4 protein-coding genes are annotated in these 22495 nt (G+C 63.5%); 3 read left to right on the plus strand and 1 reads right to left on the minus strand.

Going from position 1 to position 22495, the window contains the following annotated elements:
- Nucleotides 1-50 precede the first annotated feature (50 nt).
- Complete coding sequence (locus PE058_RS00065; protein WP_271029550.1) at nt 51-17978, minus strand: beta strand repeat-containing protein; 17928 nt, start codon at nt 17976-17978, stop codon at nt 51-53.
- 541 nt (nt 17979-18519) lie between these two features.
- Here PE058_RS00065 and PE058_RS00070 point away from each other — a divergent pair.
- The 3 genes from PE058_RS00070 to PE058_RS00080 are packed head-to-tail and all read left to right on the plus strand — an operon-like array spanning nt 18520 to nt 22494.
- The gene (locus PE058_RS00070) at nt 18520-20229 is read left to right on the plus strand and encodes a type I secretion system permease/ATPase (RefSeq protein WP_020085480.1); all 1710 of its coding nucleotides are present in this window, start codon (nt 18520-18522) and stop codon (nt 20227-20229) included.
- On the plus strand, nt 20226-21668 hold the full coding sequence (locus PE058_RS00075; protein WP_271029551.1) for an HlyD family type I secretion periplasmic adaptor subunit: 1443 nt from the start codon (nt 20226-20228) through the stop codon (nt 21666-21668). Before PE058_RS00070 ends, PE058_RS00075 begins: the two co-directional genes overlap by 4 nt.
- Nucleotides 21669-21711: 43 nt before the next feature.
- Nucleotides 21712-22494: a sugar phosphate nucleotidyltransferase gene (locus tag PE058_RS00080; protein ID WP_020085482.1), complete on the plus strand. Its 783-nt coding sequence runs from the start codon at nt 21712-21714 to the stop codon at nt 22492-22494.
- Nucleotide 22495: the final 1 nt, after the last annotated feature.

Here is a 22495-nt window from a genome sequence, read left to right on the forward strand (position 1 = left end):
CGGCCGCATCCCTGGGACGCGGCCGTTCGACTTGTATGTGGCGACGCTGACTAGACGTCGATGAACTTGGTGAAGTCGTAGGTCCAGGGCGTCGAGCCGTCGGTGGTGATCACACCGATCAGCGTGCCGCCAGAGGTGAAGTCGCCGTTCGTGCTGAAGTACAGCTGGCCGGTATCCTGCTGGTAGACGAAGCCACCCTTGCCGCCCGTCGCCAGGGTCGTCGAGAGGAGCGCCGCGCTGTTGGCAACAGCCTTGATGTTGCCGTTGTTGGTGAGCGAGCCGGTGGTGTCGTAGGTGTTGGTGTTCACCGTCGAGTTGGCGTCGGTGTCGAGGCCGATCCGGTCTGCGCCCGTGCCCATGTTCATGACGACCATGTGGCTGCCGGCCGAGTTCTGATCGAACACGAAGGTGTCCGCGCCGCTGCCGCCCGTCACGTGGTCGATGCCGCCGCCGCCGCGGATGTGGCTCGTGCCTGCCGTGACCGTGATAGTATCTGCACCCGCTCCGCCGATCACCGTCTCAACGTTCGCAACCGAGACTGTGTTGGCGAAGTCGCCGAGCGTGAGCTTGTCGGACGCGCCGCCAAGGTCGATCGAAGCGTTGGAGGCCTGGGCGCCAAGCGTGATCGTATCGACACCCGAGCCGCCGGCGATGGTTTCGACGTTGGAAACCGTCGCGGTGTTCGAGAAGTTGCCGAACGTCAGCTTGTCGCTGCCGCCGAGCAGATCGATGGAGCCGCCCGCCACCTGGGTGGTGTAGGTCACCGTGTCGCTGCCAGCGTTGCCGATCAGGTTCTCGACGTTCGCCACCGAGCCGACGTTGGTGAAGTTACCGAGCGTCAGGGTATCGACGTTGGCGCCGAGATCGACAGACATTCCGGTCGTGAGCGCCGAGCCCAGCGTGATGGTGTCGATGTTGCCGCCACCCACCAGAGTTTCGACGTTGGAGACCGTCGCCACGTTGGCGAAGTTGCCGAAGGTGAGCTTGTCGCTGCCCGCACCGAGATCGAAGAAGGCATCCACCGCGACCGTCGACAGCACAACCGTATCCGCGGCCGAACCACCAATCAGGGTCTCGACGTTCGAGACCGAGAGACCGGAGTTCACGAAGTCGCCGAGGGTCAGCTTGTCCGCGCCGTCGCCAAGGTTGATGTTGGCCTTGGTGATCTGCGTGGCAATGGTGAGGGTATCCGCATCGGCACCCGCCACGATCGTTTCCACGTTGCCCACCGTCACGGTGTTGACGTAGTCGCCGAGTGTCAGGGTATCGTTGCCGGCGCCCAGATCCACCGAGCCGTTGGAGACCTGCGAGCCGTAGGTGAGCGAGTCGGTTCCCGTTCCGCCGACGACCGATTCGACGTGGTAGACGGTTGCCGTGTTCGTGTAGTTGCCGAAGGTCAGCGAGTCTGCGCCGGCGCCGAGATCGATCATCACCCCGTTGACTGCCGAGGTGTAGGTGATCGTATCAGCAGCGGAGCCGCCAAGGACCGATTCAACGTTGGTCAGCGTTGCCGAGTTGGCGAAGTTGCCGAACACCAGGCTGTCGTAACCGGCGCCGAGGTCGATCAAGACGTTGGTTGCCTGGGTTGCGATCGTGATGCTGTCGGAGTCGCTGCCGCTCGTCAGGGTTTCAACGTTCGAGACCGAGCCGTAGTTCGCCGAGTCGCTCAGCACGAGCTTGTCGCTGCCTGCGCCGAGGTTGACCAGGTCGGAGGCACCGAGCGCGCTTGCCAGCGTGATGGTGTCGTTGCCCGATCCGCCGTTCAGCGTTTCGACATGAGCGACGGTCGCGGTGTTCGCGAAGTCGCCGAGCGTCAGCTTATCACCGCCGTCACCCAGATCGAAGGAGCCCTTCGAAACGATGTCCGTGATGGTGATCGTGTCAGCCAGCGCACCGCCGATGATCGTCTCGACGCCGGCGACCGAGCCGGTGTTGGTGAAGTCGCCGAGCTTCAGCGTGTCGTTGCCCGCACCGAGGTTGATGCTGTTCGAGGCACCGAGCGCGCTGCCGAGCGTGATGCTGTCGGACGAGGTGCCGCCGGCCAGCGTCTCTACTCCGGAGATCGTTGCGGTGTTCGCGAAGTTTCCGAGCGTCAGCGTGTCGTTGCCCACACCGAGATCGATGAGTGCATCGGACGCCGCGGCGCCGAGGGTGATCGTGTCGGCAGCAGAGCCGCCGGCGATCGACTCGACGTTCGAGACCGTCGCCGAGTTGGCGAAGTTGCCGAAGGTGAGTGCGTCGATACCGGCGCCAAGATCGAGCGAGGCGTTCACGGCCTGCGTCGCGATCGTGACGGTATCCGAGTCAGAGCCGCCGATCAGCGTCTCGACGTTGGACACGGAGCCCGTGTTCATGAAGTCGGACAGTGTCAGCTTATCGCTGCCGGCACCGAGGTTGATGCTGTCGGACACGTTGATCGCGGAGGCCAGCGTGATGGTGTCGTTGTCCGTTCCGCCGACCAGCGTCTCGATATGAGCAACCGTTGCCGAGTTGACGAAGTCGCCGAGGGTGAGCTTGTCCGCCCCGTCTCCGAGGTCGACCGAGCCCTTCGAGGCCTGCGTCGCGAGGGTGATGGTATCCGCGCCCGTTCCGCCGATGATCGTCTCCACGTTGGAGAGCGAGCCGGTATTGGCGAAGTTGCCGAGCGTCAGCGTGTCGGCGCCGGCGCCGAGATCGATGGCGTTCGACGAGGCCATCGCGCTGCCCAGGGTCACGCTGTCGGCGAAGATGCCGCCGGTCAGCGTCTCGACTCCAGAGACCGTCAGGCTGTTCGCGAAGTTGCCGAGCGTCAGGACGTCGTTGCCAACACCGAGGTCGATGATGGTCTCGGACGTTCCCGCACCGAGCGATACTGTGTCCGCGGCGGATCCGCCAAGGACCGACTCCGCATTAGAGATGGTCGCGGTGTTGGCGAAGTTGCCGAGGGTGAGGCTGTCAGCACCGGCGCCGAGGTTGATCGCGGCATCCGACACCTGTGTGGCGAAGGTGATGGTGTCGACATCCGCGCCGCCGACCAGGGTCTCGACGTTGGAGACCGAGCCGGTGTTGGCGAAGTCGCCGAGCGTCAGCTTGTCGAGGCCCGCGCCGAGGTTGATGAGGCTCGAGGAGGTGAGAGCCGCACCGAGCGTGATGGTATCCACCGACGTGCCGCCGATCAGGGTCTCGACGTTCGAGATCGTCGCCGTGTTGGCGAAGTCGCCGAGCGTCAGGCTGTCTGCGCCGTCACCGAGGTCCACGGCAGCCTTGGAGATCTGCGTCGAGACGGTGATGGTGTCGGCGGCGGAGCCACCGATGATGGTTTCCGTGTTGGCGACGGTCGCGCTGTTCGCGAAGTCGCCGAAGGTCACCGAGTCGGACGAGGCACCGAGATCGATCGAGCCGTTCGACACCTGCGCATTGAAGGCGATGATGTCGGTGCTCGTTCCGCCGGTGACTGTCTCGACGCTGCCGAGGGTCGCGACGTTGGCGAAGTTGCCGAGCGTCAGGATATCGGCGCCCGAGCCGAGGTTGATGACCGCGTTGGAGGCAGCCGCCCGTAGCGTGATCACGTCGGCCAGCGAGCCACCGAGGATGCTCTCGGCGTTCGAGATGGTCGCGGTGTTCGCGAAGTCGCCGAGCGTCAGGCTATCGGTGCCCTCCGCCAGGTCGATCGAGCCGTTCGACACCTGGGTTGTGACGGTGATGGTGTCGCTGTCCGCGCCGCCGACCAGCGTCTCGACGTTCGAGACCGAGCCGGTGTTGACGAAGTTGCCGAGCGTCAGCTTGTCGCTGCCAGAACCGAGGTCGACGCTGTCGGACGCACCGAGAGCCGATCCCAGGGTGATCGTGTCGGCCAGCGAGCCGCCGACCACGGTTTCCGCGCCGGAGATGGTCGCAGAGTTCGCGAAGTCTCCCAGGGTGACCGAGTCGGAGCCTGCGCCGAGGTTGAGCAGGGCCTTGGACAGGAGCGTTGCGACCGTGATGGTGTCGGCCGCGCTGCCGCCGTTGAGCGTTTCGACGTTGGAGATCGTGCCTTCGTTGGCGACGTCAGCCAGGGTCAGGGTGTCAGCACCCGCGCCGAGGTTGATGTTAGCCGAGCTCACGAGCGCCGTGCCGAGCGTGATGGTGTCGGTAGATCCGCCGCCGACCAGGCTCTCCACGTTCGAGATCGTGCCGTTGTTGGCGAAGTTTCCGAGGGTCAGGACATCCGCGCCCGAGCCGAGGTCGATGACGCCATCGACGAGCTGGGTGGAGATGGTGATGGTGTCGGCATCGCTGCCGCCGAGGATGCTCTCGACGCTCGAGACCGTCGCCGTGTTGGCGAAGTCGCCGAGGGTGACGCTGTCGTTGCCGCCGCCGAGATTGACCGAGCCGTTCGAGAGCTGTGTCGCGAAGGTGATCGTGTCGGCGCCCGAGCCGCCAACCAGGCTCTCCACGTTGGAAAGCGAGCCGGTGTTGGTGAAGTCGCCTAGCGTCAGCTTGTCGTTGCCAGCACCGAGGTCGATCGAGTTGCTTGCACCCAGAGCCGAGCCGAGGGTCAGCGTATCCGCGGCGCTGCCGCCCACGATCGTCTCGACATCCGAGATGGTCGCCACGTTGGCGTAGTCGCCGAGGTTCAGCGTATCAGCGCCGTTTCCGAGGCTGATCAGACCCTTGGAGATCAGGGTTGCGACCGTAATGGTGTCCGCATCCGTGCCGCCGAGCAGGGTCTCGACGTTCGAGACAGTTCCGGTGTTGGCCGCATTGGCGAGGATAAGCGTGTCGCTTCCGGCGCCGAGGTTGATGCTTTCGGTGCCAGCCAGCGCGCCACTCAGCGTGATGGTGTCGTTGTCCGCGCCACCCGTGATGCTTTCCGCGCCGGAAACCGTCGCCACGTTGACGAAGTTGCCGAGCGTGAGCTTGTCGCTACCCGTGCCCAGATCGATCGAGGCATTGCTGAGCTCGGACGCGATGGTGATGCTGTCCGCACCCGTGCCGCTGATGATCGTCTCGACGTTGGAGACGGTCGCAACGTTGTCGAAGTCGCCGAGCGTCAGCTTGTCGAGGCCCGCACCCAGATCGACGGCGCCCTTCGAGAGGAGCGTCGAGAAGGTGATGGTGTCGGCACCCGTGCCGCCGACCAGGGTTTCGACGTTCGAGACGGAGCCGGTGTTGGCAAAGTTGCCGAGCACGAGCTTGTCGCTACCGGCATCGAGATCGATGCTGTTGCTGCCCGAGAGAGCGGTGCCAAGAGTGACAGTATCGCTTACCGAGCCACCCGCGATCGTCTGAACGTTCGAGACCGTCGCCGAGTTGGTGAAGTTTCCGAAGGTCAGCTTGTTGCTGCCGGCTCCAAGGTCGATCGAGCCGTCGGTGATGCCGGTCGCAAGCGTGATTGCGTCAGCGCCGGTGCCGCCAATGATCGACTCGACGTTGGAGACCGTACCGGTGTTGGCAAAGTTTCCGAGCGTGAGGCTATCGACGCCCGCGCCGAGGTTGATGGTGTCGGAGGTCGTCAGTGCAGCGCCCAGCGTGATGAAGTCGCTGGTGGAGCCGCCGACCAGGCTCTCGACGTTGGAGACCGTCGCGGTGTTCACGAAGTTGCCGAGCACTAGCTTGTCGTTGTCGGCACCCAGGTTGATGGTCGCATTCGACAGGGCGGTGCTGACCGTGACCGTATCCGCATCGCTGCCGCCGAGCAGAGATTCGACGTTGGCGATGGAGAGCACGTTCGCGAAGTTGCCGAGCGTGACAGTGTCCGTGCCGTCGCCCAGGTCAACATAGCCCTTGGAGACGAGCGTTCCGAAGGTGATGCTGTCGGCACCCGCGTTGCCTACGACCGTCTCGACGTTCGACAGCGTGCCGGTATTGGCGAAGTTGCCGAGCACGAGCTTGTCGTTGCCGACCCCGAGGTCGATGTTGTTCGAGGTGGTCAGAGCCGTAGCAAGTGTAACTGTATCGGCACCCGTGCCGCCGACGACGCTTTCAACGTTCGCAAGCGTGACCTGGTTCGCGAAGTCACCGAGCGTCAGCTTGTCGGTTCCCGCTCCGAGGTTGACGTAGGCATCGTTGGCAAGCGTGGCGAGGGCGATCGTATCCGCACCGCTGCCGCCAAGGATGCTCTCGACGTTCGAGACGGTTCCGGTGTTGGTGAAGTCGCCGAGAATCAGCGTGTCGCTGCTTCCGCCGAGGTCGACCGTGGCGCCGGAGAGCTGATCACCGAGGGTCACCGTATCGATATCCGCGCCGCCGATCAGGGTTTCGACACCCGAGACCGTAAGCTTGTTTGCGAAGTCGCCGAGGACGAGCTTGTCGCTACCGGAGCCGAGGTTGACCGATGCGTTCGAGGCCGCGGTTCCCAGCGTCATGGTGTCTGCAGCGGAGCCGCCGACGATCGTCTCGACGTTCAGCAGGGTGGCGTTGTTGGCGAAGTTGCCGAACGTAACCTGATCTGCGGCGTTGCCGAGGTCGATCTGGCCGTTCGAGATCTGGCTCGTGAAGGTGATCGTATCGATACCCGAGTTGCCGGTGAGCGTCTCGACGTTCGCAACCGAGCCGGTGTTGGCGAAGGCGGCGAGCGAGAGCTGGTCGAGGCCGGCGCCGAGATCGACGGTGTTCGAGGTCGTCAGGGCCTTCGCCAGAGTGACGCTGTCGGCACCCGAGCCGCCCACGATGGTCTCGACGTTGGAGATCGTGACAATGTTGGTGTAGTCGCCCAGCGTAACCTTGTCGGTGCCGTCGCCCAGATCGATGGTGTTGTTGTTGTCGAGCGCCGCACCGATGGTGACGGTGTCGTTGGCCGATCCGCCGATCAGCGTCTCGACGTTGGAGACCGTCACGGTGTTGGCGAAGTTGCCGAGCGTCAGCTTGTCGGAATCCGCGCCGAGATCGATCTTGGCGTTCGAAACCTGGGCCGACATCGTGATGGTGTCGGCGAGGCCGCCACCGATCAGGGTCTGCACGTTGGCGATGGATGCGACGTTCGCATAGTCGCCGAGCGTGAGCTTGTCGTTACCCGAAACGAGGTCCACCGAGCCCTTGAACAGGAGCGATCCGACCGTGATGGTGTCGTCGCTCGTGCCGCCGACGATGGTCTCGACGTTCGAGACCGTGCCGGAGTTGGCGAAGTTGCCAAGGGTCAGGGTGTCGGCGCCGCTGCCGAGATCGACAACCGCGTTCGACATCTGGGTCGAGATGGTGATTGCATCCGCGCCGTTGCCGCCGAGGATCGATTCCACGTTGGCGACGGAGCCGGCGTTCGAGAAGTTGCCGAGCGTGAGGCTATCCGTGCCCGCGCCGAGGTCGACGATGCTCGAGCTCGTGAGGACGGTCCCCAGCGTGATGACGTCGCTTGCGCTGCCGCCCGTGACGGTTTCGACGTTGGACACCGTGGCGGTGTTGTCGAAATTGCCGAGTACGAGCTTGTCGACGCCGGTCTTGAGGTCGATGCTGGCCGCAACCGACAGGGCCGTGGTGATGGTGATTGTGTCGGCACCAGTGCCCGCAGAGATGGTTTCGACGTTGGCGACCGTGGCCGTGTTGTTGAAGTTACCGAAGGTCAGCGTGTCGTCGCCGGTTCCGAGATCCACGGACGCGTTGGAGGCTTCCGCGGTGTAGGTGATCGTATCTGCATCGGCGCCGCCGACCAGTGTCTCGATGTTGGCGACCGAGCCGACGTTCGCCGTGTCGGCGAGCGTGAGCTTGTCGTTGCCAGCGGCGAGATCGATCAGGTTCTTGGATACCATCGCGCTGCCGAGCGTGATGGTGTCGGTCGTGCTGCCGCCGGTCACGGTCTCCACGTTGGAGATCGTCGCGGTGTTGACGAAATCGCCGAGCGTGAGCTTGTCGTTACCCGCACCGAGGTCGACCGAGCCATCCGAGAGCTGGGTGGCGACGGTGATGGTATCGGTAACGGCGCCACCGACGATGGTCTCGACGTTCGAGACCGAGCCCGTGTTGGTGACATCCGACAGCGTGAGCGTGTCGCTGCCAGCGCCAAGGTTGATCGAGGCCGAGGTCGTTAGCGCCGATCCGAGGGCGATGGTATCGGCATCGCTGCCGCCAATGATCGTCTCGATGTTCGAGAGCGTACCGGCGTTCACGAAGTCGCCGAGCGTCAGCTTGTCGTTGCCGGCGCCGAGGTTGATGTTGCTCGTGACCGACAGGGCGGTTGCGAGCTGCAGGGTGTCGATGCCCGTGCCGCCGACCACGCTTTCCACGTTGGACAGCGTCGCGGAGTTAGTGAAGTTGCCGAGTACGAGCTTGTCCTCGCCATCGCCCAGGTCGACCGAGCCGTTGGAGACCTGCGTACCGATGGTGATGGTGTCGGTATCGATGCCGCCGATCACCGTCTCCGCGTTGGAGACGAGGCCGGTGTTCGCGAAGTCGCCGAGCACGAGCTTGTCGTTGCCAGCGCCGAGGTTGATGCTATCGCCGTTTACCATCGCGGTGGCAAGGGTGATGGTGTCCGCATCGGAGCCGCCGACGAACGATTCGACGTTCGAGAGCGTCGCGTTGTTGGCGAAGTCGCCGAACGTGAGCTTGTCGGAGCCGGCGCCGAGATCGATCGAGCCGTCGGACACCTGCGTGCCGATGGTAACCGTATCCGCTGCGGAGCCGCCGCTCAGGCTCTCGACGTTGTCCACCGTCACGGTGTTCGCGAAGTTGCCGAGTGCCAGGCTGTCGATGCCCGCGCCCAGATCGACCGAGCCCTTCACGATCGCGCTTCCGATCGTGATCGTGTCCGCATCGCTGCCGCCGATGATGGTTTCAGCGTTTGAGACGCTTGCCGTATTGGCGGTGTTGCCGAAGGTGATCTTGTCGTTGCCCGCGCCGAGATCGATGACCTCGCTGCCGGTGAGCTCACCCACCGTGATGGTGTCGGCCGACGATCCGCCGATCAGCGTCTCGAAGCCTGCAACCGTCGCGCTGTTCGTGAAGTCGCCCAGCGTGACCTTATCGGATCCCGCGCCGAGATCGATCGAGCCGTTGGAGATCTGGGTCGAGTAAGTGATGGTGTCGTCGTTCGTGCCGCCGATCAGGGTCTCGACGTTCGAGATAGAGCCGGTGTTGGCAAAGTCGCCCAGCGTCAAGGTATCAGCGCCCGCACCGAGGTCGATGCTGTTCGCTCCGCTCAGGGCCGAGCCGATCGTCACCTTGTCGGCCGCGGTCCCGCCGATCAGGGTCTCCACGTTCGAAACCGTGACGACGTTGGCGAAGTTGCCAAGGGTCAGGGTGTCGCTGCCCGAGCCGAGGTTGATGGAGGCTTCCGAGCCGATTGCGCCGAGGGTCACCGTATCGGCGTCCGTTCCGCCGAGGACGGTTTCCACGTTCGAAACGGTGAGCGTGTTGGTGAAGTTGCCGAGCGTCAGTACGTCGAAGCCGTCGCCCAGGTCGACCGATCCGCTGGAGGCCTGCGTCGCCAGGGTGATGGTGTCGGAATCCGAGCCGCCGACAATGGTCTCAACGTGTGAGACAGAGCCCACGTTGAGGAAGTCTCCGAGCGTGAGCTTGTCCTTGCCGTCGCCGAGGTCGATCTTCTGGCCGGTAGTCAGGATCTCGCTCAGCGTGACCGTATCGCTATCCGTGCCGCCGAGGACGGTCTCGACATTCGAAACCGAGACCACGTTGACGAAGTTTCCGAGGGTCAGGGTGTCGTTGCCGCTGGCGAGATCGATCGAGCCGTTGGAGACAGCAGTTCCGAGCGTCACGCTATCGGCCGCAGCTCCGCCGTTGATGGTCTCGACGCTCGAGATCGTAACCGTGTTGGCGAGGTCTGCCAGGGTTACGACGTCCGCACCCGAGCCGAGGTTGATGGTCGCGTTCGAAAGTTGCGTTGCAAAGGTGACGGTGTCAGCCGCGCTGCCGCCCTGCACACTCTCGACATTCGAGAGCGTGATGGTGTTGGCGAAATCACCCATGATGAGGGCGTCCGTTCCGCTGCCGAGATCGACCGACATGGCCGAGGCCTGCGTGGCCAGCGTCAGCGTGTCTGCGTCCGAGCCGCCGAGGATCGATTCCACGTTCGAGATGGTCGCCGAGTTGACGAAGTCGCCGAGCGTCAGGCTATCGACATCCGCGCCGAGGTTGATCGATGCGCCCGAGAGCTGCGACACGATCGTGATTTCATCGGTGCTGGAGCCACCGAGCAGGGTCTCGACGTTTCCGACCGATCCGCTGTTGGCGAAGTTGCCGAGGGTCAGCTTGTCGGCGCCGGCCCCGAGGTCGATGCTGTTCGAGCCGTCGAGCGCTGCGCTGACGGTGATGACGTCGGCTTCCGAGCCGCCGACCAGCGTCTCGATGTTGGCGACAGTCGCGGTGTTGGCGAAGTTGCCGAGCATGAGCTTGTCGGCGCCCGCCCCGAGATCCACGGAGGCGTTCGAGAGCTGCGTTGCAACGGTCACCGTGTCGTTATCACCGCCGCCGGTCAGGGTCTCGATGCTGGATGCCGTCAGCGTGTTCACAGCGTCGGCGAGCGTAAGCTTGTCGGCGCCGGAGCCGAGATCAACTGCGCCGTTCGAGATCTGCGTGGCGAGCGTGATGACGTCCGCACCCGTACCGCCGGTCAGCGTCTCTATGCCGCTCACCGTGCCGGTGTTGGCGAAGTCGCCCAGCGTCAGGCGGTTCGCGCCCGAGCCTAGGTCCACCTGCGTGCTGGTGGTAAGGGCCGTCGCGAGCGTAATGGCATCGCTGCCCGAGCCGCCGATGATGGTTTCGACGTTCGAGACGGTCGCGACGTTGCTCGCGTCGGCGAGCGTTATCGAATCCGAGCCGGACCCGAGATTGATCGTCGCTCCAGTCAGCGCGTTGGCGAAGGTAAGGGCATCGGCACCCGAGCCGCCGAGAACGCTCTCGATGTTTCCGAGCGTGGCGGTGTTGGCGAAGTTGCCGAGCGTCAGCGCGTCGGTTCCGCCGCCGAGATCGATCGAGGCATCGGAAACCTGAGCGGAGAAGGCAATCGAATCGTTGCCGGAGCCCGCGGTCATGGTCTCGACGTTTGCAACCGTCACAACGTTGGCGAAGTCGCCGAGAGCGAGGATATCGCTGCCCGCGCCGAGATTGACGCTCGCGTTGGAGACGAGTGAGGACAAAGTGACATGGTCGGCCAGCGATCCGCCGATGATGGTCTCGACGCCAGACGCGGTCAGCGTGTTGTCGAAGTCGCCGAGCGTCAGCTTGTCGGCGCCGGAGGCCAGGTCCACCGAGCCGTTCGAGACCTGCGTCGAGAAGGTGATGACGTCAGCACCGGTTCCGCCGACGAGGATCTCGACGTTGGACACTGAGCCCGTGTTCGCGCCGTTGGCGAGGGTCAGCTTGTCGGCGCCCGCACCCAGATCGATGCTATTGGACGTGGTGATGACCGAGCCGAGCGTGATCGTATCGGCTTCCGAGCCGCCGATCAGGCTTTCGACGTTCGTGATCGTGCCGTTGTTGGCGAAGTCGCCGAGTGTCAGCTTGTCGGAGCCGGCGCCCAGGTCGATCAACGTCTTGTTGAGCTGCGTGGCGACGGTCACCGTATCGGCGTCCGAGCCGCCGACGACGGTCTCGATGTTCGAGAGCGTGGCCTCGTTGACGAAATCACCGAGCACGAGCTTGTCTGCACCGACCCCGAGATCGATGGATACGGAGCCCGTGGCTTGAGCCCCCAGCGTGACGGTGTCGGCGTTGGAGCCGCCGGAGATGCTTTCGACGTTAGAGACGGTGACGTTGTTCAGGAAGTTGCCGAGCGCCAGCTTGTCTTCGCCGGCACCAAGGTCCACCTGGCCGGTCGCGATCGACGTGAAGGTGATGGTATCTGCATCCGAACCGCCGATCAGAGTCTCGACGAAGGAGACCGAGCCGGTGTTCACGAAGTCGCCGAGCACCAGCTTATCGGATCCCACGTTGAGATCGATGGTCGTTCCGGTGGTGAGCGCGCTTGCGAGCGTGATCGTATCGTTGCCCGTGCCTGCGACGAGCGTTTCGACGTTTGCGATGGTGGCGACGTTGTTGCCGCTCTTCAGCGTCAGGACGTCCGCGCCGGATCCGAGATCGACCGATGCGTTCGACAGAACGGTCATCATGGTCAGGGTGTCGTTGGCGGTTCCGCCAACCAGCGTCTCGACGTTGCCGACGCTGCCGATGTTGGCAAAGTTGCCGAGGGTCAGGCTATCCGCTCCCGAACCAAGATCGACCGAGCCTCTGGTGAACACGCTGCCAAGCGAGATGGTGTCGGCGTCGCTGCCGCCGAGCAGCGTCTCGACACCGAGCACGGTGCCCGAGTTGACGAAGTTTCCGAGAGTGAGGGTATCGGCGCCCGCACCGAGGTTCAGAGATCCGCTCGAGAGCTGGCTTGCGAACGTGATGGTGTCCGCGCCGCTTCCGAACGAGACGGTCTCGACGTTCGCAATGGTGGCGACGTTGGTGAAGTTGCCGAAAGCGAGCGTGTCATCGCCGGCGCCGAGATCGATCGATCCCTTTATGACGGCCGAGTTGAGCGTGACGGTATCAGAGTCCGATCCGCCGACGACAGTCTCGATGTTCGAAACCGTGGCGGTGTTGACGAAGTCGCCCAGCGTCAGGGTATCGTTACCCTGAGCGAGGTCGATCGAGCCGTTGGAGACGGCCGTACCAAGGGTGATGGCGTCAGCGCTGGTCGCGCCGATGATCGTTTCGACGTTGGAGACAGAGCCGGTGTTGGTGGCGCTTGCGGCGCCGAGGATCAGCTTGTCGGCGCCCGCGCCCAGATCGATGGAGCTCGAGGTCGTCAGAGCCGACTCCAGCGTCACGGTATCGGCGGCCGATCCGCCGACCAGGGTCTCCACGTTGGAAACCTCGATGGAGTTGGCGAAATCACCCAGCGTCAGCTTGTCGGCGCCAGATCCGAGATCGACCGAGCCGTTAGAGATCTGGGTCGCAAGCGTGATCGTGTCGGCATCGGAGCCACCGACGACGGTCTCCACGTTCGACACGGAGCCCGTGTTGGCGACGTTGGCCAGGGTAAGGGTGTCGTTTCCGGAGCCGAGGTTGATGTTGGTGGAGGTGGTCAGGGCCGAGGCCAGGCTGACCGTATCCAGACCCGTGCCGCCGACCAGCGACTCGACGTTGGAAACCGTGACGGTGTTCGAGAAGTTGCCGAGCGTCAGCTTGTCGCTGCCCGCGCCGAGATCGACCGAGGCCTTCGACAGGATGGTCTGAACCGTGATCGTGTCGGCATCGGAGCCACCGACGATCGTCTCGATGTCGGAGACCGAGGCCGTGTTGGCAAAGTTTCCGAGCGTCAGCTTGTCGTTGCCTGCATCGAGGTCGATCGAACCGTTCGACACCTGGGTTGCATACGTGATGGTGTCGTCGAGGGTCGAGCCGATCAGCGTCTCGACGTTGGAGACCGAGCCCGTATTGGCAAACTTGCCGAGGTTGAGGATGTCCTTTCCGGCGCCAAGGTCGATCGAGCTCGACGAGGTGAGCGCCGCGGTCAGGGTGATGGTGTCAGCCAGCGAGCCGCCGACCAGCGTTTCGACGTTCGCAATGCTCGCGACGTTCACGAAATCGCCGAGCGTCAGCGTATCACTTCCGCTGCCGAGGTCGATCAGGCCCTTCGAGACCTGGGTGGTCAGCGTCACGGTATCGGCACCTGCCACGCCGATCACGGTCTCGACGTTCGAGAGCGAGCCGGTGTTGGCGAAGTTTCCGAGCGTCAGCTTGTCCGCGCCCGCGCCGAGGTTGATGTTCTGGCCGGCCGTGAGGGCGCTGCCCAGCGTCACGCTGTCGTTCGCGCTGCCGCCCACGATGGTTTCGATGTTCGAAACAGTGGCGGTGTTGCCGGAATTGGCGAACACGAGCTTGTCGGAGCCCGCGCCGAGGTCGATCGATGCGTTTGCGGCGGCGGTTCCGAGCGTGATGGTATCGGTGGTCGAGCCGCCGACGATGCTCTCGACATTCGAGAACGTACCGACGTTGGCGAAATCACCCAGCGTCAGCTTGTCCGCGCCGACACCGAGATCCGCGGAGCCATTCGACACCTGCGTCGCGATAGTGAGGACGTCCGCACCGGTGCCACCGACGATGGTCTCGATGCTGGTGAGGGTGCCTGTGTTGTTGGCGAAGCTACCGAGCGTTAGCTTGTCGTTTCCGGCGCCAAGGTCGATTGCCTGCGCCGTGGTGAGGGCCGCACCCAGCGTCATGGTGTCTGCCGCGGTGCCACCCGTGAGGGTCTCGATGTTGGAGACCGTCGCAACGTTTGCGAAGTTGCCGAGAACGAGCTTGTCGCTGCCGGCGCCAAGATCGATAGACGCGTTGGAGACGACCGTTCCAGCCGTGATGGTGTCTGCGAGCGATCCACCGATCAGGGTCTCGACGCTGTTAGCCGATCCGGTGTTGACGAAGTTACCGAGGATGAGCTTGTCCGCGCCCGCACCGAGGTCGATGATGGTGCCGCCGGTCAGCGCGCTGCCGAGCGTGATGGTGTCGGAGGTCGAGCCACCGGTCAGAGTTTCAACGTTCGAAACCGTGGCGACATTGACGTAGTTGCCGAGGATGAGCTTGTCCGTGCCAGCACCGAGATCGACCGACGCGTTGGACGCCAGCGTGCCGAACGTAATGGTGTTGTTGGCCGAGCCACCGACCAGGGTCTCGATATTGGCGACGGTCGCCGTGTTGACGCTGTTGCTGAGCGTCAGCTTGTCGGCTCCGAGGCCGAGGTCGATCGAGCCGTTCGACACCTGCGTGGCAATGGTGATGACGTCGGCGCCCGTGCCGCCGGTGATGGTTTCGACGTTCGAAACGGTGCCGGTGTTGCTCGCGAAGTTGCCGAGCGCCAGCTTGTCCGCACCCGCGCCAAGATCGAGCGACGTTCCCGTGGTGAGCGCAGTTCCGAGCGTGATGGTATCGGCGCCTGTGCCGCCGGCCAGGCTCTCGACGTTGGACACGGTTACGGAGTTCGCGAAGTTGCCAAGCGCGAAGCTGTCGACGCCAGCGCCCAAGTTGACTGTGGCGTTGGTGAGCTGCGTCGCGGACGTGATCGTGTCGACGCCGGTGCCGCCGAGCAGGCTATCGACGCCTGAAATGGTGCCGGTGTTGGTGAAGTTGCCGAGCGTCAGAGCGTCCGTTCCCGCGCCAAGATTGATGCTGTTAGACGCGCCGAGCGCGGTGCCGAGCGTGATCTTGTCCGCGCCCGCGTTGCCGACGATGGTTTCCGTGTTCGAGACGGTTGCGGTGTTGGTGAAGTTGCCGAGCGTCAGCTTGTCCGATCCTGCGCCGAGGTCGATCGAGGCGTTGGATACGGGCGCACCAAGGGTAATGGTGTTGTTGGCCGAGCCGCCGACGATGGTCTCGACGTTCGAAATCGTAGCAGAGTTGGCGAAGTTGCCGAGCGTCAGCTTATCGGCGCCGAGGCCGAGATCGATCGAGCCGTTGAGGATCGCCGTGCCAAGCGTGATGGTGTCGGCGCCCGTTCCGCCGACGATGGTCTCCACGTTGGAGAGCGTGCCGGTGTTGGCGAAGTTGCCAAGCGTAAGCTTGTCATTTCCTGCCGCAAGATCAATGGCGTGTGCAGTCGTGAGCGCAGAGGCGAGATTGATCGTGTCGGCGCCCGTGCCGGCCGTAATGCTCTCGACATTCGAGATGGTCGCGGTGTTGGCGAAGTTGCCGAGCGTCACCTTGTCGGTGCCGCCGCCGAGATCGATCACGCCCTTCGAAACGACGGTCGAGAAGGCGATGGTGTCGGTGTTGGAGCCGCCGACGAGCGTTTCTACGTTGGCAATCGTGCCGGAGTTCGCAAACGCGCCGAGGGTCAGCTTGTCGTTGCCAACCCCGAGATCGATGTTGTGGCTGTTCGTGAGCGCGGTGCCGAGCGTGACCGCATCATTCACCGAGCCGCCGACGATGGTCTCGACGTTGGACACAGTGACCGTGGACGGCAAACGCGAGAGAACCAGCTTGTCGCTGCCGGCCCCGAGGTCGATCGAGGCGTTCGTCAGCGTCGAACCGATGGTGATGGTGTTGTTGGCCGATCCGCCGATGATGGTCTCGACGTTGGAGATGGTGGCGGAGTTGGCGCCTGTCCCCGAAAGCACGACCTTGTCGGCGCCCGCGCCGAGATCGATAGAACCGTTCACGATCTGAGTCGCGAACGTGATGGTGTCGGCACCGGTGCCCGCGGTCACCGTCTCGATATTCGAGAGGGTGCCAGCGTTGGCGAAGTTTCCGAGGGTCAGCCTGTCGTTTCCGCCGCCGAGATCGATGGTCTGCGCGCTGGTCAGTGCCGCGCCGAGGCTGACGGTGTCGGTCAGGTTGTTGCCGAGCACGCTCTCGATGTTGGACACCGAGAGCGTGTTCACGAAGTTTCCGAGCGTGATCTTGTCCGTACCAGCGCCGAGATCTACGGAGCCGTTTGCGATCTGACCGGTGAACACGAGCGTGTCGGCGGCCGTGCCGCCGACGATGGTCTCCACATTGGCGACGGAGCCGGTGTTGGCGAAGTTACCAAGCGTCAGCTTATCGGAACCCGCACCAAGGTTGATGGTCGTGGCGGACGTCAGCGCATTGGTAAGCGTGATCGTGTCAGCCGCGGTGTTGCCCAGGATCGATTCGGTGTTGGCAACCGTCAGCGTGTTGGCGAACTTGCCGAGAACGAGCGTGTCGACGCCAGCGCCAAGATCGATCGAGCCCTTGGACGCGCCCTGGGCGAGAGTGATGGTGTTGTTTGCCGAGCCGCCGATGATGGTCTCGACGTTCGAAATCGTGGCGGAGTTTGCGAAGTTTCCGAGCGTCAGCTTGTCGTTGCCGGCGCCGAGATCGATCGAGCCGTTGACGATCTGCGAGCCGAGCGTGATGGTGTCGGCGCCCGTGCTGCCGATGAGCGTCTCGGCGCCAGACACTGTGCCGGTGTTGTTGAACTTGCCGAGCGTCAGCGTGTCCGAGCCCGCACCAAGATCGATCGAGTGCGAGGTCGTCAACGCCGCGTTCAGCGTCACGAGATCGACGCCGGTTCCGCCCTGAAGGCTTTCGACATTGGTGGCGGTGACGGTGTTCGCGAAATTACCGAGCTTCAGCGAGTCGACGCCCGCGCCGAGATCGATCGAGCCTTTGGAAACCTGGGCCGCGAACGTCAGAGCATCGGCCAGGCTTCCGCCGAGGATGGTTTCGACGTTTGCGACGGTGCCCGTGTTGGCAAAGTTGCCGAGGGTCAGCTTGTCGGCGCCCGCGCCGAGGTTGATGCTCGAGGAGCTCGTGAGAGCCGAAGCGAGATTGATGGTGTCGATGCCGGTTCCGCCGACGATGGTCTCGGTGTTGGCAACCGTGGCGGTGTTCGCAAAGTTGCCCAGCGTCAACTTGTCGGCGCCCGCGCCGAGGTTGATCGACGCCTTGGAGGCAATGCTGCTCAGCGTGATCGTATTGTTGATCGCGCCGCCCATGATGGTTTCGACGTTCGCAACGGTCGCGGAGTTCGCGCCCGCGTCGGAGAACGTCAACTTGTCGAGACCCGCGCCGAGATCGACGGAGCCGTTCACCATCTGAGTGGAGATGGTGATGGTGTCCGCGCCGGTGCCGCTGACGATGGTCTCGACGTTGGAAATCGAGCCGGTGTTGACGAAGTTGCCGAGCGTCAGCTTGTCCGCGCCCGCGCCGAGGTTGATCGAATTGGTGTTAACGAGGGCCGAGCCCAGCGTGACGGTATCCGCGCCCGTGCCGCCGACGAGCGTCTCGACGTTGGTTACGGTCAGCGTGTTCGCGAAGTTGCCGAGCGTCAGCTTGTCGTTGCCCGCTCCCAGGTTGATCGAGGTCTTCGCCGCCGCGGACCCCAGGGTGATGGTGTCGGTCCCATTGCCGCCGATCACCGTCTCGGTATTCGAGACTGTCACCGTATTGGTCGCATTCGCGAGCGTCAGCTTATCGGCGCCTCCCGCGAGGTCGATGCTCCCGCTCGCAATACCGCCCGTGATTTGGACGGTATCCACTGCCGCACCACCAATCAGCGTATCGACACTTGCGGCCGTATACAGATTAGCCGTGTTCTTGTTCGGCAAGTTGACGACAGCCATTTGAGAGACCCCGAATTAACGTTTCCCGCTCACCGCAAACACGGTTGTTCAAAACAACGCACCCCGCCGGTGACCGTCCCCCACTAATTCGTCGTCAGCGCATCCGATATCTTGTCGACTTGCAGCTACTTTTTGAATTAGTCAGAAACACCCTTTACGGGATTTTTCACCGTACTCTTCTCATTAAATGCGCCGTTATTGTTTCTATTTGGTAAATTACGAGAAATAGTCGTAAATCACACCATCAATAAAACTGCTAATTGAAACCAGCTAGTTCGCAACGCTGTGCAATCAGTTTATGCTGCTCTTGCATCTATATGACTCCACTGCCTATTTTTGTTGCCTACGCAAGCAGCTCAAAATGCGAAAAAACGACATTTCGAGTTGAATATGAATCTCTTCATTTCGGGATCTATTTCCCGGATATCGACGGCCGGATGAGCATCTTCAGCGCGCTCATTTCAGTCCGACATAAAACACGGTAGCGTTCGTCGCGTTTGCGTCAGTGATTCGCCCCATTGGATGAGCATGCTTCGAACAGATGACGCGCGCCCTCTCGCCTGTATTCAGGTCCGGCCTGTCCGGCTATAAACGCTTCCTTATGTGGGCGGCGGTTTTCAGCGTTTTCGTGAACACGCTGACGCTTTCAATCCCACTTTATACAATACAGGTTTTCGACAGGGTGCTTCCCAGCGGAAGCGGCGCGACCTTGCTCGTGCTGACCGTGGCGGTTCTTGGGGGAATTGCAGCAGCAAGCGCTCTCGAGGAAATCCGCGCACGACTGCTCGTCGCCCTGGGCGTGCAATTCGATGCGCAACTGTCCACGCAGGTCTTCGAGCGGCTGGTGGAGCGTGACGGCGAGACGTCGAACGCCACGAAGGGCGGGGCTGTCCGCGATCTGGATACGGTTCGCCACGCGCTGACGGGCAGCGCCATCATTTCGCTGTTCGATCTGCCCTGGACGCCGCTTTTTCTCTGCGCCTGCTTCTATCTTCACCCCGTTCTCGGCGTCATCTCGCTTGTCGGCGCGCTGACGGTGATGGGGCTCGCCGTACTCAACCAGATCCTGGTCGGTCAAAAGATCGGAACCTCCGGCAAGCTCACGGACGAGAGCTACCGGCTCACCGAGGGCGTGATCGGCAACGCCGAAACCGTGCGTGCCATGGGAATGCTGCCGCAACTGTCGCGCCGCTGGGCCGACATCCGCGTGCGCGCAATCGGCATGCAGGCCGAGGCCAGCGCCCGTAATTCCGCAGTTTCGAGCGTTATCAAGTTCGTTCGCTACGCGTTACAGGTGATCATCATGGGCGCCGGCGCCTGGCTCGCGGTGGGGCGCGAGATCTCGCCGGGCTCGCTGTTCGCCGCGTCCCTCATCTGCACGCGCGCGCTTATGCCCATCGACCAGCTCGTCGGCGTTTGGCGGCAGATCCTCTCGGCTTGGGCGGCGCTTGGCCGCGTCGAGGAGGTTCTTGCCGTGCCGCTTCGCCCCAAGACGATGGAGTTGCCGGTTCCGGAGGGGCGGCTCTCGGTCGAAGGCCTCTCCTACACTGTTCCCGGCGCCCGCGCCGCGACCCTCAACGACATCTCGTTCTCGGTGAACCCCGGCGAAGCCCTTGGCATCGTGGGCCCCAGCGCGGCCGGAAAATCCACGCTTGCGCGCCTGATCGTCGGCGCAATCAAGCCGGGCGCGGGCAGCGTGCGGCTCGACGGCGCGGAAGTCTGGTCGTGGGGGCGCGCACAGTTCGGCTCCTTCACCGGCTACGTCTCCCAGAACATCGAGCTTTTCGAAGGCACCATTGCCGAGAACATCGCCCGCTTCCAGAAGGCGGATGCGGCCTCGATCGTGACGGCCGCACGGCTCGCCGGCGTGCACGACATGATTCTCGGCTTCCCGAAGGGCTACGACACGCCGCTGCTGGCATCAGGTGTTCCGCTTTCTGGCGGACAACGCCAACGCATCGCGCTGGCGCGGGCCGTGTTCGGGGATCCGAAGCTCGTCGTTCTCGACGAGCCCAACTCGAATCTCGACAGCGACGGCGAAGCGGCCCTGCACAAACTGCTCGTCGCCCTCAAGGCACGGGGCACCACGGTCGTGATGATCGCACATCGCCCTAGCATTCTGGTTTCGCTTGATAAAGTTCTGGTTCTTACCAACGGCACGGTGGCCGAGTTCGGCCCCGTCGAGCGTGTCATGCCACGCATCGCGCCGGGCTTCCCGGTCGGTCAGAGACGCATCGGGGAGCGCGCATGAGACACGCCTTGGCCAAGCTCGAGCTGCTTCGGACGGAATACGCGCAGACCATCGCCTCGGATGCCTCCGCCGCGTCGCAAAAGGGCGATTCTCCTGCCGCGCCTCCGGCCGCACCGGCGGCGCCTGCCTCTCCGCACGCCGCGCTCGGCGCCGATTTCCGTGATGCGGGCCGCCTGATCAACGCCGGCCTTCTCATCGTCCTCGGCTTTTTCGGCTTTCTGGGCGGATGGGCTGCGTTGAGCTCGATCGAAAGCGCTGCCATCACCTATGGCGTTGTCGGCGCGGACGGAAACCGCAAGGCGGTGCAGCACATGGACGGCGGCATCGTGAGCGCCATCCTCGTGAAGGAGGGCGATCTGGTAAGCGCTGGCCAGGAGCTAATCAGGCTCGACCAGTTGCAGCCCCGGGCCGCCCTCGAAATCCAGAGCGCCGCCGTCGTCACGCAGTCGGCCGTGCTGGCGCGGCTCGAAGCAGAATCAGCTGGCCTTCCCCGCATCAACTTCCCGGCTTCTCTGACCGACCGGCGAAACGAGCCTGCCATCGAGCAGCTTCTGGTGTCCCAGGAACAGATTCTCGAAGCCCGGCGCAGTGCGAACGCGACGCAGGTTGGCACCATCCGCGAGCAGATCAAGCAGGCCCGCAGCCAAATCGACATCTTCAAGGCCCAGTCGACGGCGGTCGCCGAGCAGTACCGTATGATCCAGGAGGAGCTTGGCCCCAAGCAGATGCTCTACGACAAGGGCTACGCGACGAACTCGCCGGTGCTGCAGCTCAAGCGCGCCGCCGCAGCGCTTCAGGGGCAGCAGCAGGAGTATCAGGGCCACGTCACGCGTCTCGAGCATCTGATCGGTCAGCTCGAGAACCAAATCGTTCAAATCGAACGCGATTTTCGCGTGAAGATCGCACAGGAGCTCGAGGATGCGCGCACCAAGATTGCGGACGCGACCGAGCGGGAGCGGGTCGCCAATGACGTGCTGACACGCACGGTCATCCGCGCGCCGGTCAGCGGCCATGTGCTCGGTCTCTCCGTCAACACGGTGGGCGGTGTCATCGGAAAAGGGGAGCGCCTGCTGGAGATCGTGCCGGCCGAATCCGGCATCGTCATCAAGGCCCAGCTCCGTCCGAGCGACGCGCTCGACGTGCACGAGGGCATGCGGGCGGAGCTCAGGGTTCTGACTGCCCAGGGCCGCAAACTTCCGGTCGTACACGGCACGGTGCGCAACCGCTCGGCGGACGCGCGGCCTGATGCCGAAGGGCACGCGCTGCTGTTCGACGTCAGCATCGACGTCGACCCAACCGAGCTGAAGGCGCTCGGCGAGCTCAAGCTGACGCCCGGAACGCCGGTCGAAGTGATCATCCCGACAGGCTCGCGCACGGTTCTTGAGTACATGCTCGACCCCGTATCGCAATCCATGCGTCACGGACTGCGCGAGAAATAACGACAGCGACCCGAACTCGAAGAGACCAGGTGGGGACAGACCGATGGAAGCACTGATACTTTGCGGCGGGCTCGGCACGCGCCTGCGCGAGGAGACGGAATTCAAGCCGAAGCCGATGGTCGAGGTCGGCGGCAAGCCTATGCTCTGGCACATCATGATGCACTATCGCCATCATGGCGTCGGGCGCTTCGTGCTCTGCCTCGGCTACAAGGGCGATGCGATCCGCGATTATTTCGTGAACTATCACCATCGCGCGCACGATCTCGAGATCGACATCCGCACGGGCGGCATCTACGCGCGGCGCACCTCGAACTCGGAGCTTCTGGACGCGCGCGTCGTGCTGGCGGAAACCGGTCTCGAAAGCCTCACAGGGCGGCGCATCCTGAAGGCTCTCCCGCATATCGAGGGCGATACCTTCCTCGCCACCTACGGCGACGCAGTGGCTGACGTCGACATCGACGACCTGATCGCCACGCACAAGCGCATGGGCCGCCTCGCGACCGTGACGGCCGTTCACCCCTCCTCGCGCTTCGGCGAGCTTGCCATCGACGACGGCATGATCACCAGCTTCGCAGAGAAGCCGCAGGTAACGCAGGGCTGGATCAACGGCGGGTACTTCGTTTTCAACCGCCGCGCGTTCGATCTCCTCGATCCGGACCTCAACGAGCCGCTGGAGACGGGGCTTCTGGAGCGCCTCGCCAAGATGGGCGAGCTTGCCGTGCATCAGCATGGCGGCTTCTGGCAGTGCATGGACACCTATCGCGAGATGCAGCTCCTCAACGACATGTGGTCATCGGGCAAGGCGCCGTGGCGGGTGTGGAACTAAA

This window comes from Hyphomicrobium sp. DMF-1 (assembly GCF_027886585.1).
GTDB classification, from domain to species: Bacteria; Pseudomonadota; Alphaproteobacteria; order Rhizobiales; family Hyphomicrobiaceae; genus Hyphomicrobium_C; species Hyphomicrobium_C zavarzinii.